We start from the raw sequence: 15,778 nt of genomic DNA, 5'->3' as shown, positions 1-15,778 counted from the left end.
ATTGCAATTATACTTTGATGAGCCTTTATAATAAAAAACGGGGTTCTTCCAGCCGCTTGCTGGCGGTCAAAATTTAGACCGCCAGCTGTTTTGCTGTAAAAACCCCATTGTTTAGATATTTAATTATTAAGTTGCATGAAATCGTGCCCTGTAGGGGCGATCCGTGATCGCCCACACCTGCTTTTAATTAATCAGTTCCTTAACTGTTGCTTCGATAATGCCATAGGCCTTGTCGCAGTCTTCTTTGGTGACAATCAGTGGTGGAATCATCCGGATAATGTTCTGTCCGATGGCGGTGATCAGCAGTTTTTTCTCCAGCACCCCATGTTTGACATCGACACCGGAAACCCCGTCTTCAAATTCGACCCCGATCAGCAGGCCCTGACCACGCACTTCCTTGACCTTGGGCAGACCTTTTAACTGATCCATAAAGTAGGCCCCCATTTCCCGGGCATTGCCAGCCAGGTCGCGGTCGAGGAGCTCTGTGATCTGTGCCAGCGAAGCGGCGGTGGAAACCGGGTGGCCGCCGTAGGTGGTACCGTGAGAGCCCATGGTAAAGGCCTTGGCGACTTCAGCGGTAGCACAGATGGCACCAATTGGCATGCCTCCGCCCATGGCTTTGGCCATCGAGACGATATCGGGCTTGATGCCGTAATTCATATAGGCCATAATTGCCCCGGTGCGGCACCAGCCGGTCTGGACCTCATCGAGCAGCAACAGTAAGCCTTTTTCATCACAGAGGGCCCGCAGTCCCTGCATAAATTCCATCGTTGCCGGATGCACCCCACCTTCACCCTGAACCGGTTCGATCAGAATGGCAATGGTATTGTCGTTCACGGCATCTTTAAAAGATTGCAGGTTGTTAAACTCAGCATAGGAAAATCCCGGTGTCATCTCGCCAAAGCCAATCTGGCAGGCGTTGTGGGGCTGGCCGGTGGCACTGAGGGCCCCCATGGTGCGACCATGAAAGGACATCCGGGCAGTGACGATGTTATAACGCTGTGGGCCGTAGGTTTCAACTCCGTATTTTCGGGCCATTTTGATCATCGCTTCGTTGGATTCGGCCCCGGAGTTCTGGAAAAAGATCTTGTCCATCCCGATGCTGGTACAAATCTTTTCAGCCAACAGCACCTGGGGAATGGTATAGGGATAATTAAAGGTGTGAATCACATCAGCGACCTGATCCTTAACTGCAGCGACGACCTTGTCATTGCAGTTGCCAGTGCTGTTAACGGCAATTCCGGCATAAAAATCCAAGTAGGCCTCACCACTTTCATCATAGATGTACATATCTTTGGCGGTCTCGGCGATAAAATCAAACCGTTCGTAGGTTTCGATCATATAGGTATCAACTTTTTGCTTGAGTTCCTCTTTTGTTAGTCCGGTGTCTTTCAGTTTCATTCCAAAATTCCTTTCCCTGTTCATACGCTTTTTATACCAAAATGCTGGGCGTTGAAATGCCATGAGCTTAGCTGTCAGTTTGCGCCAGCTAAGCAATGATTGTTGGTGTCATCATAAATTATAGTGCTGACAAACCTCATCGTTTGTCAGATAAACAAAAAAAACGCCGGAACATGAATCCTCATGTTGCGAACGCCTTCGTCCTGTCAATTGACATCTATAATATAACACGTGTGCATTATGTTGTCAACACACATCAGGTATTTATTTTATTTTTTTTATAAAACGCTATATATAGGGGTTTTAGTCCAATAAAAAAGATGCGAATGTGCAGTATATTGCACATTTCCTTCCCCATAACAGGGGGTGCAAAAACGCACCGACGGCCTTGATGCTACTGTTTAAAGACAAACACGATGATAAATTTAAGCGGCTCCTGGCCTTTGTTCCAATAAATGTGTTTGACGGCCGTTTCAAAACTGAGAGCATCTTCCTGTTTGACCTGGTAAAAACTATTGTCGACTTCCAGGGTCAATTCACCAGCGTGGACGACAATGTACTCGTTGGTGCCCTGACCATGGGCCCCGCTGACATAGCAGGCCCCGGGTTCAATTTCGACGGCATAGATTTCAAACATCCGGTTCTTTTCATAGGGAAAATAGGTATAGACGGCATACTGGCCGGGCACCTCTTTAGACGGCAGCAGCCGGTCGCGGTTGACCTGATAAACGCCCACCCCCGGGGTTCTAGTCAGGTCAGCCAGATCGACCCGCAGACCGCTGACGATCTTACCTAGGGTGCCAATGGTGGGATTGGCTTCGCCTCGTTCAATCTGACCCAGCATGCTCTTGCTGACCCCGGTCTGCTCGGCCACCTCATCCATACTCATGCCCTTTTCTTTGCGGATCGCTTTTAAATTGATTGAGATATTTTTATTCAGGTAATCCATCCTCTTAGCCTCGACTTTCTCTAAGGCTAAGTTTAACCTAAGCGCTGGTTAAAATCAACGGCTAGCCAAAATCTTTGGCCGATGCAAACTTTAGGTTGGGCGCTCAACTGCCGTACCGACCAATTGTTAATCTGTTGTTTGCTTACAATTCGTACAGTCGCTAATTACTGAAGTGTAAATAAATCACTTCTTCTCAGCAACTGTTCGCCTTGATGCAAACAACATGATATAACAATTGTCGGTACTGGTGTCGGTTTGTGATTACAGTTTGCGGCGCTTAATAAAGATTTTATAGATTTCCAGGACGAACTGCCGTGAAATGGGGCCATAATAATTGGTCGGTACGGTAGATAACGCATCAAAAGTAACTAATACAGCTGCTGATAAATCGCCCGTACCTGATCTTCATTGAGCGGCACATAGTTGTTGGCCATCAACCGGGTTTGTTTGGTCATGACGGCTTCGGTAAAGCGCTCCAGATCGGCGGGTATGACGCCATAGTCGCTCAGGGCTTTTTTCGGCAGGATATGATTAAGGAGGGCTTCGAGGGTGTCGTAAACCGCCGCGGTTTCGCAGCCCAGCAGCCCGGCCAGAAAAGCATTCAATTCTTTGATGCCGCCGTCGGGATCAAGGGTCTGATACGTTTTATAAACCGCCGTAAAGATGGCATAGTTGGCCTCGCCGTGGGGAACATGATAGACTGCCCCGAGGGGGTAGCTCATGGCGTGAACGGCGGCGCAACCGGCGTTGCCAAAGGCAATCCCGGCAAAGGTGGAGGCGATCATAAAATCGCCAAGCAGCGGGGTTCGGGCCTCCGGCCCTTTTTGGGCAATGATCTGATAGCCGCTGATAATCATTTCCATAGCCTTTTTCGAATACAGTCGGCTAAAGGCACTGGCCTTTGGCGAGGTATAGGCTTCGATGGCATGAATCAGGGCATCAATGGAGCTGGTGGCAAAAACGCTCATCGGCAGATCGGAAAGCAACTCCGGTACCAGCACGGCGTAATCGGCATAGAGTTCATCCACAGCCAGCCCGAATTTGGAATTGATTGCGGTTAGCTCCAGAATCGAAATATTGGTGACCTCACTGCCGGTGCCACAGGTGGTAGGAATTAGAATCAACTCCTTAACTTTTAAGATTTCCAGTTCTTTGTTAAACAGATCAACCACCGGCACGGTGTTTTTTAAAGCAAACAGCTTGGCGACATCCAGGATGGTGCCGCCACCAATGGCAAAGACCCGGGTATAGTGATAATCCTTGATGTCGGCAGCTATCGCCTCGACCATCACATCGGTAGGCTCACCCTTGACATAGCTACGATAATTGACCCGATAGGCCGCTTCTCCGATAGAGTCTGCAAAATAGTGTTCGTAGGTGCGGTCACTGATAAAGACCAGATCCCCCTGACCAATCTGAAAATGCGCTGCCACTTCACGACAGTGGTCAAACTCCAATATCTGGGGAGTAATTTTAAATTGTTTCATCGTTTCTCCTTTCCGGCTTTCGCCTTTTTAATTGATAGCCAATTGCCGTTGCTTTACACACATTTGCTGATCGCTTTTTCAAAAATATCGAGACCAGCGGTCAGTTGTTCGTCAGTTATCACCAGCGGTGCCAAGAAACGGATGACGTTACCGTAAACGCCAGCACTTTCGATGATCAGGCCGTTTTGGGCAGCTTCATTAACAATCGCTGCCACCAGTTCCGGGTCGGGTTCTTTGCTGGTGCGGTCTTTGACAAATTCAATTCCGATCATTGCCCCCAGGCCCCGGACATCACCTATCACTGCGTAGGTATCCTGCCAGCTGTTAAAGCGGGCCGTGGCGATGGCGCCAATTTCCCGGGCCCGTTGATCCAGATGATCCCGTTTCATGATTTCGATGACTTTCAGGGCTGCAGCGCAGGCCACCGGATTCCCGCAATAGGTGCCACCGATGGTGCCGCCTTTGACGGATTCCATAATTTCTTTTCGGGCCGTGATGGCACTCAGCGGCAATCCGGCGGCAATTGATTTGGCGGTGGTGATAATATCCGGCGCCGCTCCGACCTCCTGCCAGTATTCTGAAGCAAACATCCTGCCGGTGCGGCCGAAGCCGGTTTGAACCTCATCGGCAATCAGCAAGATGCCCTTGTCATCGCAGATTTTGCGGACGGCCTTGATCCACTCCAGCGGGGCGGGAATAAAGCCCCCCTCACCCTGAAGCGGTTCCACCACAATCGCCGCCACGTGTTCGGCCGGAGATGCCTCTTCAAAGACCCGGTAGATGCTGTCGGTGTAATAGGCAATGGCGTCCGCCGGGCTCATCCCTGCCGGGTTGCGGTAAAGATAGGGAAACTGGGCCCGATAAACGCCATCGGGAAAAGGCCCCAGACCATGGGCATAAGCTTTTTTCGAGGTCATCGTCATCGTCAGCATCGTGCGGCCGTGAAAAGCTCCAGAAAAGACAATGATATTGGGGCGTTTGGTAAAGGCTTTGGCAATTTTTACCGCATTTTCATCGGCTTCAGCACCGCTGTTGGCAAAAAAGGTCATCTTCTCAGCGCCCTGCACCGGGACAATGGTATTCATGGTTTCTGCCAGCGCCACATAGCCCTCATGGGTGACGATATTGAACATCCCATGAAAATATTTTTCGGACTGGGCTTTCACCGCCGCCACAATTTCGGGATGGGAATAGCCGATGTTCAGCACCCCGACCCCGCCAACCCAATCGACAAAGCGATTGCCGTCGACATCTTCGACCATCGCACCGGCACCTTTCTCGATGACCAGCGGATAGACACATTTGATGGCCCCGGGGATGGCCTCGCCGCGGCGGGCAATGATCGCCGCGGCCTTGGGCCCGGGGACCTGTTCAGTAATTATTTCTGGTAAGGCATTTTTTAACATTTCAATCTCCTCATTTCTTAGCTGTCGGGGTATCTGGGAAACGCAGCGATCAAAGCACCCTTGCTTTGGCCTGCGGTTTCACAAAAACAAAAAACAAGACCGGGAAGCGACTTCCTTGTCTTGTTTATGTCTGTTATTATAGCACATCCAAACCCAGGTGCAATGGCCAACCAGCCTAAACTATCGGATATTGTTTGTGCTGAATAGCTAAATTGAGCACTGACCCCATTGCTAATTAAAAAAAACCGGATTCCCCGCCCTTATTCTGGTGGCGGGGATCCAGCTGATTATTGCTAACGATTTTAAAATAGTGCTGATCGGCTGCTGTCTCAGGTCGCCTCGGCGCTGACCACCGGCATCAGCCGCCAACGATTTAAATAAAACTGGACCCCGGTCATGACGACCAGCACCCCAATCCCCACCAAGGCGGTCATCGCCAGCGCTGGATAGGCGCCAGCAAAACCATCGCTTGAAGTTAAAGATTGATAAATGCCGAAATATCCCCAGGCCACCGGCACCGGCAGAATGGCATTTTTGGTGATCAGGGTAACTCCCGCCGCCACTACCACAGCCACAATCAGTATAATAATTCCCCAGACATCGGCGGCAATCCCAAAGCCCTGCCAGTCGATGCTGACCAGCCAGGAGGATATATTGACCACCGTGGCAATCAGCAGCCAGCCGGTATACATCCCGAAGGCGGCCGGTAGCAGCCACTGACTGGCAGTCTGGATTTTACCCAGCTGTAAGATCAGCAAGGTCAGGGTAATGGCAAAGGCTAAAATCACCAGCGCCGAGACGCCGATCAGGTTATAGGAAAAAACAACAATCCAGAGCATATTCAAGCCACTTGTCAGCCAGAATAGTTTACTGATGCCCTCAATCGCCTGGCCATAATACGCCTCCTTGTTTTTAACAATCATCACCACGGCGGCTGCAATTAACAAAGCATAAATCACACTCCAGATACTGAAAGTTGACGGCGCCGGGGTAATCAGGGTCCCGTTCATATCTGAAATATCCCGCTGAGACATCCCATTGAACACCCCAAAAGCGCCAAAACTGTTTACTACCAACGTGCCGATTAACAGGATCATCCCGATCCAGGCCTGTGTTAGTCGATTCATAAAACTCACCTCTTCTGTATTTTTTCGGTACGTCTTTTTTATACCCCTTTTTTGACCAATTATTGAATCAAACCGATTAATGGTTACGGCTAATTTTAATTTCTTTTGCACAGGCCGCTGACTGACTAGCTTGTGCTGGACAGACCAAAGCCCATTTAGTATACTGAAGAAAACCAATAGAATCGAAAGGATGACACATAATGCCAAAAGACTATCAAATCCTTAAAGATCGCTCCAAACTACAATTGGAAAACATCAAGAACTTAATGCGGCAGACCTACTGGGCCCCGGATCGTTCTGAAGCAACGATTATCAAAGCCATTGACCATTCAGTCTGTTATGGGGTGTTTGATCAGGATCATCAGCAAATTGGATTTGCCCGGGTGATCACTGACTTTGCAACCACCTATTATATCTGTGATGTTATTATTGACGCAGCCCACCGGGGCAAGGGGTTGGGCAGGCTGCTGCTGGAATTCATCACAACCGATTCCGATTTCAGGGGGTTGTATGGTCTTCTCGTCACCGCTGATGCCCATGGTTTTTATCAGCACCATGGTTTTGAACCAGCACCTGAGATATTTATGCATTCACCACGTCACTAAGCTTGGATCGAGGTAGACCAAATGGCCATTATTTTAGCCGATTTATTCCACGCCACCCAAAAAACCTACCAGCTCCAGCTACTGGCTGGAGCCACCGGCCTGAACACCCCCATCGACTGGGTCCAGTTTACCGAGGACAGTGCCACCACCGATTTCCTAAAGGGCGGCGAACTGATCATTACCACCGGTATGAGTTGTGATTCCGACAGCTGGCTCCATGATTTTATCACCCGGTTGATTGCCCAAAAAAGCGCCGGGCTGATCCTCAACACCGGCCGCTATCTGTTTGTTGAGACCATTTCTGCCGCCGTCATCGCTTTGTGCAATGAGCACCATTTTCCACTTTTTGCGATGCCTTGGAAAATCCATCTGTCCGCCATTATGCAGGATTATGGTAACCGTCTCTTTATGCAGTCCTATCAGGAAGATCGCACCACCATGGCCTTTTCTCGGTTGCTACTGCATCCCGACGATCCCGAAGGTGCCATTGACACCCTAAACAGCCTGGGTTATGAAACCGATCTTCCCTATCAGGTGATGGTCACTGCCACCCCAGATCGCCCGGATCGCCTGATGGAGCAGCTGCGCCAGGTAGCTCCTCACTGTTATCACTTTCGGCTCCAGGAGCTGTTTGTCTTTATTTTTTTAAAACCCGACAACGCCGCTCTCCGCACCGCCACAACCGACGTTGCAACCATCCCCATAAATCCTCCCGTCGAACCGGTTTATTTTGGCATCGGTGCTCTGACTACCAGCCTCTCCAGCCTCCACGTCAGTTTCCAGCAAGGGCTTTTTGCCCTAAAGGTGGCCCGGCAGCAGGGGTCGCATTGGTGTCATTTTGATGATCTCGGGCTGTTCAAAATCTTTTTTGCAGTGCCCGATCCGGCTTTGCTGGCCAACCTGGCCGATGACAGCCTGAGTCGACTGGAAACCCAGGATCCCCAGTCCCAGCTGACAAAAACGCTGCGACTTTACCTCGAATATGACGGCAGTATTCAGGCGGTGGCTGAAGCCTCCTTCACCCACCGCAACACCATTAATTACCGGATGAAAAAAATTCGCCAGATCCTTCAGATGGAGCTGGTGACGATGGATGAAAAATTCCAGCTTCAGTTGGCCTTTCTGATCAGGGATTATCTGACCCTCTGACTAGGGAGTGACTCCGTCAGCGCTTGCCAAAAGACTTACCCCACGTAACTGGTCGGCCCCGGCTCTCAGCCAAACTAATCAATCAGGTCATTCTGAAACCGTGACAGATGTTCATAGGGCAGAATCAAGCGGCCCCGAAAGAGACCACAGCCATCATTAATCAGGGAATTGTCCATGGCTGAAAACATATTGACATCCAATTTTGCCAGTTCCAGCTGCTGCAGGCAGATCCCTCGTTCATAGGCTTCATCAAAATAAATGTTTTCGCCCTGGGGAATGGCCGCCCGGCGAGCCCGCTCGCTTTCCTGGCGTTTTTCGTAACCTAAATGATTGGCTGGCCCAATTTCGGCGAAATCGTCCATTTCTTTGGTGCGCAACTGGACTTCCACATAGCACCGGGCAATGTTATCATAAAAGGTAATGTGCAGGGAACGATAACCACTGGCCTCGGCATTGGCAATATAATCCCGATAGTAGGGACCGACATTTTCTTTTAATAAGAGTGATTTTTTCTGATCACTCAGCGCTGACAATTCAGCGGTAAAGCCCCGCTCCTCCAAAAAACCCGGCAGCTTGTTGGCCACATCATAGAGATAGTTTATTTCTTCATCGGCGATAGTCTGTCCGGGTTTGAGGTGACACTTAGGTAGTGAAATCACAATCCGATAAGCAATCAGATCCCGAAACCGGTTTAAGGCGTTTTTTAGTTCAGGCAGCGACGGGTAATCGCCGCAATTTTTATAATAGTCATAGATATATTCAACAATGTAACCATTGAATTTGGCTTCAGCCCGAATCAGTGATTTAATCCGCCCCTTAAAGGTAAAGGCCAGAAACGGATAGTCAGTCGCCATCAGTTTATAGAATTCCCGAATCCGCTGGGATTGCGAAGCCAGGAAGTCATTGTGCTGTAGCAGTTCGGCAATTTGCAGCAAAAAATTACAATGCCAAAGATCGATCGGATTATCGTTGGCAATCGCCGACTTTTTTAAATCCTCAGAATACCGCTGCAGAATCTTCAGCACGGTATCACCGGCGTACAGGTAATCATTGAGTTTTTTCACGGATTAATCTTCCTTTCATCGTGTTCTTATTTCATTAGTTTTTGCAAATAAAGAGAGCCCTTTGAGCGTACCCCGTTACTAGGTCAGTGGGCCAGCATCTACATCCCCGGCTTTATTTTTGCTATGTACGGCTTCATGGTCTCGCTGAATTGAATCATCTTACTGATCAAGAATTCCTTGATTTTAGGCCAATCATCATCATTAAAAATGTTTACCCCGTCTAAAATACAGGTAATTCTTGACATTTTCTTTTCATCCAGTCGTTGCCAGCTTAATGCCTCGCCAAAATTTGTTTCAATAGTCTCCTTATTAATTACCAAGGCATCATAAATTGCTTTATTTTCTTCCTGTGATGCTTTATTAATTCCCAGTTCAACCGCTGCATATTTCTTGGTAATCACAAACGTATAGGACAAACCACCCATCCCTGCCCCGGTTGACAACCAATGATCATAATGATTGGCTTCGGTATTGATTCCAATGTAAAGCGACGATTGGGTATTCATCTGGAGTAGCAGTTCCCGCCAGAACCGGTCACGGATTAATTCCCGCTCAGCAATTTCAGCACCCGTGGCGATTTCGTCATGGGCTTTCTCATCCAATGAAATGATGATGTCGGCAACATCTTTAACCGGAATAATCTGCTCGGTGTCCAGTAGCAAATGGCCTTCAAATATATAGGGGATTACTTTAATACATTGGATCTGAATACGGAATTTTCTGGCCCACAAAACAGTAGAGGTCACTTCTTTGCGAAACTCCCGGGCAACAAGGATAATACGCTGGGCTAAATCGTGATTCAACTGAACCTCATCAAAATCCGATTTATTCAAAAAGTCACAGATCCGATCCTCGGCCGCAATTCCCGGTTCCGTTTTGTTCAGATAATCCTGATAAATCTTGCGGATTCCCTCTTTACCGAGTGTCGAACAATAAGACGCATACTTCATGGCCTGCCAGGTGACATCCTTTCCGGTGTCATCGAGTTTATTCTCAATGATGACCAGTTCCCCCTTGCGGTCAATCGCCAGCAAATCAAGTCGCTCATTGGTGTCTGAAAAGCCGGCGAACTCTTTTTGAATAATCAGCAATTCTTCACCGAGGATTAACGGCTCACGAACAATCCATTCCTGCAGGTCTTCGCGTTCTTTTAAGCCCAGAGAAGTGAAGGTCACCGGCTCTATTTTTTTCGATTGCTTATTTTCCCGATTAACAAGATACATGTTAAACTCCTTTATGCGCCTGGCTGATTTTTAGATCATAAATACAAAGTTGATTTTATTAAATTATTTGCATATTATTATACCGCACAAGTCGTAATTCTTCTATAAATTATTTTTATTCATCAAGCCCTTGAGTTTTTTGACGACTTAGGATTCATGTGGAAATACTTATATCCCGGAAGTTTTCCCAAAAATAAAAACGACCGATATCACTATCAGATCGCTTAATTATTTCTTTTTATTTAATTTTGTCTAAGAACGTAAAAAATAATACAATTTAGCGTATATCGAATTACGCTAAATTGTATTATTACGCTAAAATGTTCTAGTAATTGTAATATTGAACAATAACCAATCAATGAACTCCCACATAATCATCAAAATTATCTTCTATCAGACCACGGCAACTCTTCGCCCCTAGCTTTTGCCGCATCATACATTTGAGTTTCTAAAGCTCGACATTGATTTCTTTCACACTTTCTCCACTTAGCAAATACACCATCGCGATTAGTTTCATCAATATATTTTAAATATGCAGTACCTCCGTTTTTGCCACGATAGTAATCACAGAACCTTTTTCTCAAACCATCTTCAACTTTACCAACTTTCATCAGTTGACCTTGATAACATAATTCATAAACACTCGGAGTATTCAAGCTTGAATTTTCTGCGGCTGAACGTAGAGATGAACTACCGATTGAAGAACTATCCATTGCACCTTTTGCCACTTTCCAAACTAAATCAAAAAATCCCATATTTAAAACCTCCAAATTAGGGGGTGCGGACGTTTTTTTGGACCTAAACGACCAAACCCAGACTCCGTCTGTAATCCAACGGACTCATTCCACACTAAGGAAATCTTAATCCGTTTTTCAGCATACCATCTAATATATTTATCTAACAAATCAATGAACTGATTGATTGAAACACCCGACCATGAATAGCCATAGAACATTTCGTTTTTCAGGCGACCGAAGAAACCTTCACAAGCAGCGTTATCAGGGGAACAACCTTTCCTTGACATGGATCGTATTAATCCGCTATCTTCAATTCGTTCTATCCATCCCGGCCATCGATAATCGATTAAAGAAAAGGGATTGCTCCCTTTCCCTCATCTAAGAACTCTGTTATATCTGTAAGCCATTTAGTATTTGGTTTATCAGCATGAAAGTTCCTATCAATAACATTAGCAACTTCAGAGCCTATTTCACCCTTATATGAATTATATTTTTTGTTTTGAACAGTATTTACTATAAGTAGTTGCTTCTCATTTTCAGATTCCATTGTTATCTCCATCCTAAGACAATCAATTTATAGCAATTCTGTTAGCCTTATCTCAATCTGGCTCTTTCTTCCCCTATCAGTTTGGAATTTTGTCTTCACACCCCTCACCTTCTAACGGTGTCTCAAATATTTGTTCTATGTTCTGTTCTTTTAATGCATCAAGTTTATCTCTTAATAATTGAATTTCTTCAGGGCTCATCTGATCAATATATTCTGAAATTGTTTCCGCAGATTCTTTTGTCTTTATTACCGAAGCTGCATCGTTTACCTTTTCTCTTAACTCTCTTTTTAGTTCTTCATTTAATACTTTTCTCTGCTCTATGGTTATTTCCCCCTTTACTACCAATTGATCAACTAATTCTTTTGATTTTTCAGCGGTTATGGCAATCGCACCAACACCTCCTAAAAAAATGTTTTTTAAAGCATTACTTAAATCTGACTTCATCTTGATTATCCTTTCTATTCCAAAATGCTTCTTACATTGGTACATCTTAATTCATTGATATCCTTGAAATATTTATAAAAATCCCATTTTATCGTCATTTTCAAAATTTTTATATCTCTAATTTACATATAATTTCTTGAAATTTGTGCAATAGATAGTAGACAGTTCCCCTTAGTGCACTACAAATTTAAATAGTTCGCAACCTTTTCAAAATATTTATTATCCCAAATGCTTGAGTTCTTTAAAACAGCCTTTCTCAAGTCGACCAAACTCATGACTGATTTTGTTGTATCGATGAAAAAATATAAGAGAACAATAATTGTTGCCCATATCTTCAACTTTAGTGGTATAGCTAGAGCTAATATTAAAATTGATGGATGAATTACCGCAATCGTCAGAAACGCTAACACTCCCCATAGTAATGAATATTGCAAGCAAATATAACCATGGAAATTTAGCAACTTATCGCCATAATCCCACCATTTGCGGTTCATTAATTTCTCCAGCATTGCTCCTACAATCATTTCCAGTAACGTCGTCAGAACAATCGCCATGATGATACTGATAACCAAAAATGTTAGATTATTTTCCAAAAACCCCCTTAACCATACAGAACATAGGATAATCAGCACTGCCCCAAACCCATAAATCGGACAAAATGGTCCAATCAAAAAACCTCTATTTACAAATCTTCTCTCAATAACGCCAGCAAAAGCGGTTTCCATCAGCCATCCCATAAAAGAATACACTACAAAGTATAATATTAAATCAATAAACTCCATTTATTTTCACCTTGCTTATTTATTTTGATTCCGGTCGCAATAACATAAGTATGACGATTATTAAGCAAATTATTACTGAATTCATCTTTGCTTTGCCCTTCCCTCTATTAAGTTTTAGAGTTCGATAATGTCAAATCTAACCCGCCCGCAATTTGACTATGGTGTCTTATTTTTTATCTATATCGAAACCTTCCAGAGTTGTTCTGCTTTAGCCGCCCACTTTTCTGAAACAGTTTTACATTTACCACATAAGTGCTGAACATTTTCCGGGTGTAGCATTTCAGTTGATTTCGCACCGGAAACAAGCAGCATTTTTTCAAGTTTTTCGGGATTATCCAATAACGGACACGGTCTCAAATGGTTAGTGTTAAACGGTTGGTTTTCTTTGTACTGCATAAATAGAGGATTTTTAAAGGCATCAATTAAAGAATGCTCGTGGATATTGGAATCTGAATAATGAATAAATGCACAGGGTTCAATATCTCCGTTTGCATTGATGTGTAAATAATTTCGTCCGCCTGCTATACATCCATTTACATATTCACCATCGTTCCAAAAATCTAGTGTGAAAATGGCCTTGCTATCCCTAAATTTGCGTATTTGATGATACATAAATTCACGTTGTTCAGCTGTTGCCATTAACTCTGGAGCTGCATCTACACCAACCGGCATATAGGTAAAAAACCAGGCGAATTTTGCCCCCTTGGCAATCATATCGTCAAAATAAATTTCGCTGCCAATAATTTCTGTATTCTTATTGGTATAACAACATGAAATACCAAACGGCAGTTTTTTTCGTTTCAGCAGTTCCATTGCTTCCGTTACAGCAGCATAGGTGCCCTTACCACGACGAAAATCTGTTTCTTCTTCAAATCCTTCGACACTAATTGCCGGAACAAAGTTCTTTACTCTTAGAAGTTCCTCAGCAAAGGATTCATCAATTAAAGTTGCATTGGTAAAGGCCAAAAATACGCAATCACTGTGTTTTTCACAAAGTTTTAGAAGATCATCTTTGCGAACCAAAGGTTCACCGCCGGAATATAAGTACATATATGTCCCCAATGCTTTACCCTGTCCAATTATATTATCGAGTGTTTCATAACTCATATTCATTTTATTGCCATAGTCTGCAGCCCAGCAACCAGTACATTTAAGATTACATGCCGAAGTAGGATCCATTAAAATTGCCCAAGGCACATTGCAATTATTTTCTATTCGAGATTTTTCCTGCCTTTGACCTCCAACAATTGAAGCATTAACAATAAAATTCTCAAATAATTTTTTACGTACACCGTCATCGATATCGCTCCAAAGACTTTTTGTCAGCTGATACCAATTGCTATTTTTATCTGACAACACCTCGCGCGTTTTTTTTATCTGATTATCCAACATGCCATTTTTATCATATTTTTCAGCCCAGTTTATAATCTTGGGAATATTCCTATCAGGATCAGAATCGAGATAGGTAATTACCTTTTTTAATCCATATACTTTCGCATTTTCAACAACTGTCTTTTTATTCATCGTTTATCACTCCATTTCAAAATATTTTAATATTCTTGTTGATATACTTTATAATTCGTACGTCCGTATTAATTCGATTGTAAAAAAAATTAACCTGCTAAACAAAATGATTTTTTTTGTATACAATCTATTTTTTGATGCTTCAGTTCTCAGCAAATTTGATTGGCTATTTTGGGGGGACCATTTCAGTTTTTACCTCGTCCCCCTCGTTTCACTACTTTAAGCTGAAAGATCTGGAAAAGAATATCACCACTCGTTCACGCTATCAAACGCTAAAATAATAATTCAATTGCATTTAAAGCTTCTGGAATTTCTTTTTCCTGAGGATCTAAAATAACCTGTATTACCGTTCCAAACATAGCTCCCAGTAGCATTCTTGCAATAGATTTCGGTGAATATTTGCGCAGATTGCTTTTTAATGGTATGTCATTTAGAATATATTTTTCGATCAGATTTACCAAATTATCAAAAAGATTTTGAAGCAACTGGCTAAATTGAGCTGACCACAGTGACATACTCGTAAAATCAAAAAACATTTTAAACAGTTTGGGATTTTCCGCTAACATTCCCTGGAAATATGCAATCAGTTCAGATAATTTTTCTTTTGGTGTCGATCTTTTTTTTAAATGCTCTTCTACTTCAAGCAGGTATTCCTGAATCATCATTTTTATTACTTCTGTCAACAACCCATCTTTATTTTTATAATGATAGGTCAGTTGGCTCAGTGCAACCCCTGCCTCATCTGCAATATCACGCATTGAAACGGATGCATAGCCTTTTGATGAAATACACTCAAATGCAGTTTGTAAGATTCGCTCCGATTGATTTGTTCTTTTCATTTCATTCCTCATAACGTTGCTCCCATCCATACTTCGTACAAGCGTCCGACAAATACTATTATATTATTTTGTCAACCTTTGTCAAGTCATTCTTTGCATTTGAGGAGAATCTTTATTTATTTAATACTTTATTGTTATCTGTTGACAATAAATTCTTTTACGCCTATAATTTAACATAATTCGGACGTCTGTATTACTTTTTTTCACATCCAACATATTGGAGCTGCGACAACAAAGAACTTCAAGCGACTAAATTAAATTATATTTAATGACAAGACTATTCCTCATGATTGTTAATTTTGTTTTTTTTGCCAAATTTTTAGTACAGTCGTCCGTTTTTATCTTTTCTTTAAAAATCAAACAAACTAATGAAACTATGGAGAAAATTGTTTATGAAACCGATCATTATTACTGATTCTAACTGCGACCTTAGCCAAGAATATCTTGAATATAATAATATTATTTCCATACCCTTCCTATATTGTCAAGCCTC

Annotated in this window: 14 protein-coding genes and 1 pseudogene; 2 read left to right on the top strand and 13 right to left on the bottom strand. The window is 43.8% G+C overall.

Annotated features, from left to right (window positions below):
* Window positions 1–183: 183 nt before the first annotated feature.
* From B3F51_RS14025 to B3F51_RS14005, 5 genes are all read right to left on the bottom strand, one after another.
* A complete protein-coding gene (locus B3F51_RS14025) occupies window positions 184–1,401 on the bottom strand; it encodes an aspartate aminotransferase family protein (protein WP_070371490.1) in 1,218 nt (405 codons plus the stop codon).
* A gap of 394 nt (window positions 1,402–1,795) precedes the next feature.
* A complete protein-coding gene (locus B3F51_RS14020) occupies window positions 1,796–2,350 on the bottom strand; it encodes a helix-turn-helix domain-containing protein (RefSeq protein WP_286947704.1) in 555 nt (184 codons plus the stop codon).
* 368 nt (window positions 2,351–2,718) lie between these two features.
* The gene (locus B3F51_RS14015; protein WP_286947703.1) at window positions 2,719–3,837 is read right to left on the bottom strand and encodes a 4-hydroxybutyrate dehydrogenase; all 1,119 of its coding nucleotides are present in this window, start codon (window positions 3,835–3,837) and stop codon (window positions 2,719–2,721) included.
* Window positions 3,838–3,890: 53 nt separating this feature from the next.
* Window positions 3,891–5,243 (bottom strand): aspartate aminotransferase family protein, encoded by a 1,353-nt coding sequence (locus B3F51_RS14010; protein WP_286947700.1) that lies wholly within the window; start codon window positions 5,241–5,243, stop codon window positions 3,891–3,893.
* A 329-nt stretch (window positions 5,244–5,572) separates the two neighbouring features.
* Window positions 5,573–6,370, bottom strand: coding sequence for a tryptophan-rich sensory protein (locus B3F51_RS14005; RefSeq protein WP_286947698.1), 798 nt, complete (start codon window positions 6,368–6,370; stop codon window positions 5,573–5,575).
* Window positions 6,371–6,570: 200 nt separating this feature from the next.
* Here B3F51_RS14005 and B3F51_RS14000 point away from each other — a divergent pair, with 200 nt between their 5' ends.
* Both B3F51_RS14000 and B3F51_RS13995 read left to right on the top strand, forming a co-directional pair.
* Window positions 6,571–6,975, top strand: coding sequence for a GNAT family N-acetyltransferase (locus B3F51_RS14000; protein ID WP_250935927.1), 405 nt, complete (start codon window positions 6,571–6,573; stop codon window positions 6,973–6,975).
* Window positions 6,976–6,996: 21 nt separating this feature from the next.
* The gene (locus B3F51_RS13995) at window positions 6,997–8,124 is read left to right on the top strand and encodes a PucR family transcriptional regulator (RefSeq protein ID WP_148638268.1); all 1,128 of its coding nucleotides are present in this window, start codon (window positions 6,997–6,999) and stop codon (window positions 8,122–8,124) included.
* A 74-nt stretch (window positions 8,125–8,198) separates the two neighbouring features.
* On the opposite strand, the gene B3F51_RS13990 is transcribed toward B3F51_RS13995, so the two are convergent.
* From B3F51_RS13990 to B3F51_RS13955, 8 genes and pseudogenes are all read right to left on the bottom strand, one after another.
* Window positions 8,199–9,188, bottom strand: coding sequence for a guanosine polyphosphate pyrophosphohydrolase (locus tag B3F51_RS13990; protein WP_148638269.1), 990 nt, complete (start codon window positions 9,186–9,188; stop codon window positions 8,199–8,201).
* A gap of 98 nt (window positions 9,189–9,286) precedes the next feature.
* The gene (locus B3F51_RS13985; RefSeq protein WP_286947695.1) at window positions 9,287–10,411 is read right to left on the bottom strand and encodes a DUF4268 domain-containing protein; all 1,125 of its coding nucleotides are present in this window, start codon (window positions 10,409–10,411) and stop codon (window positions 9,287–9,289) included.
* A 383-nt stretch (window positions 10,412–10,794) separates the two neighbouring features.
* Window positions 10,795–11,166, bottom strand: a complete 372-nt coding sequence (locus tag B3F51_RS13980) for a hypothetical protein (protein WP_286947692.1) — start codon at window positions 11,164–11,166, stop codon at window positions 10,795–10,797.
* A gap of 43 nt (window positions 11,167–11,209) precedes the next feature.
* Window positions 11,210–11,668 (bottom strand): annotated as a pseudogene (locus B3F51_RS13975) (transposase); the annotation flags it as partial.
* A gap of 103 nt (window positions 11,669–11,771) precedes the next feature.
* A complete protein-coding gene (locus tag B3F51_RS13970; protein WP_148638274.1) occupies window positions 11,772–12,140 on the bottom strand; it encodes a phasin family protein in 369 nt (122 codons plus the stop codon).
* Window positions 12,141–12,319: 179 nt separating this feature from the next.
* Window positions 12,320–12,922, bottom strand: coding sequence for a putative ABC transporter permease (locus tag B3F51_RS13965; protein WP_148638275.1), 603 nt, complete (start codon window positions 12,920–12,922; stop codon window positions 12,320–12,322).
* A 177-nt stretch (window positions 12,923–13,099) separates the two neighbouring features.
* On the bottom strand, window positions 13,100–14,446 hold the full coding sequence (locus B3F51_RS13960; RefSeq protein WP_148638276.1) for a radical SAM protein: 1,347 nt from the start codon (window positions 14,444–14,446) through the stop codon (window positions 13,100–13,102).
* A 272-nt stretch (window positions 14,447–14,718) separates the two neighbouring features.
* Complete coding sequence (locus B3F51_RS13955) at window positions 14,719–15,285, bottom strand: TetR/AcrR family transcriptional regulator (RefSeq protein ID WP_286947688.1); 567 nt, start codon at window positions 15,283–15,285, stop codon at window positions 14,719–14,721.
* Window positions 15,286–15,778: the final 493 nt, after the last annotated feature.

It is taken from the genome of Acetobacterium sp. UBA5834 (assembly GCF_002435675.1).
In the GTDB taxonomy this organism is placed as follows: Bacteria; Bacillota; Clostridia; order Eubacteriales; family Eubacteriaceae; genus Acetobacterium; species Acetobacterium wieringae.
This window is presented reverse-complemented; position numbering and strand designations above follow the sequence as displayed.

Bases quoted from the DNA above. Each gene is read 5' to 3' on its own strand.
- B3F51_RS14025 (WP_070371490.1), bottom strand. From the start codon at position 1,401: ATGAAACTGAAAGACACCGGACTAACAAAAGAGGAACTCAAGCAAAAA.
- B3F51_RS14020 (WP_286947704.1), bottom strand. From the start codon at position 2,350: ATGGATTACCTGAATAAAAATATCTCAATCAATTTAAAAGCGATCCGC.
- B3F51_RS14015 (WP_286947703.1), bottom strand. From the start codon at position 3,837: ATGAAACAATTTAAAATTACTCCCCAGATATTGGAGTTTGACCACTGT.
- B3F51_RS14010 (WP_286947700.1), bottom strand. From the start codon at position 5,243: ATGTTAAAAAATGCCTTACCAGAAATAATTACTGAACAGGTCCCCGGG.
- B3F51_RS14005 (WP_286947698.1), bottom strand. From the start codon at position 6,370: ATGAATCGACTAACACAGGCCTGGATCGGGATGATCCTGTTAATCGGC.
- B3F51_RS14000 (WP_250935927.1), top strand. From the start codon at position 6,571: ATGCCAAAAGACTATCAAATCCTTAAAGATCGCTCCAAACTACAATTG.
- B3F51_RS13995 (WP_148638268.1), top strand. From the start codon at position 6,997: ATGGCCATTATTTTAGCCGATTTATTCCACGCCACCCAAAAAACCTAC.
- B3F51_RS13985 (WP_286947695.1), bottom strand. From the start codon at position 10,411: ATGTATCTTGTTAATCGGGAAAATAAGCAATCGAAAAAAATAGAGCCG.
- B3F51_RS13980 (WP_286947692.1), bottom strand. From the start codon at position 11,166: ATGGGATTTTTTGATTTAGTTTGGAAAGTGGCAAAAGGTGCAATGGAT.
- B3F51_RS13970 (WP_148638274.1), bottom strand. From the start codon at position 12,140: ATGAAGTCAGATTTAAGTAATGCTTTAAAAAACATTTTTTTAGGAGGT.
- B3F51_RS13965 (WP_148638275.1), bottom strand. From the start codon at position 12,922: ATGGAGTTTATTGATTTAATATTATACTTTGTAGTGTATTCTTTTATG.
- B3F51_RS13960 (WP_148638276.1), bottom strand. From the start codon at position 14,446: ATGAATAAAAAGACAGTTGTTGAAAATGCGAAAGTATATGGATTAAAA.
- B3F51_RS13955 (WP_286947688.1), bottom strand. From the start codon at position 15,285: ATGAAAAGAACAAATCAATCGGAGCGAATCTTACAAACTGCATTTGAG.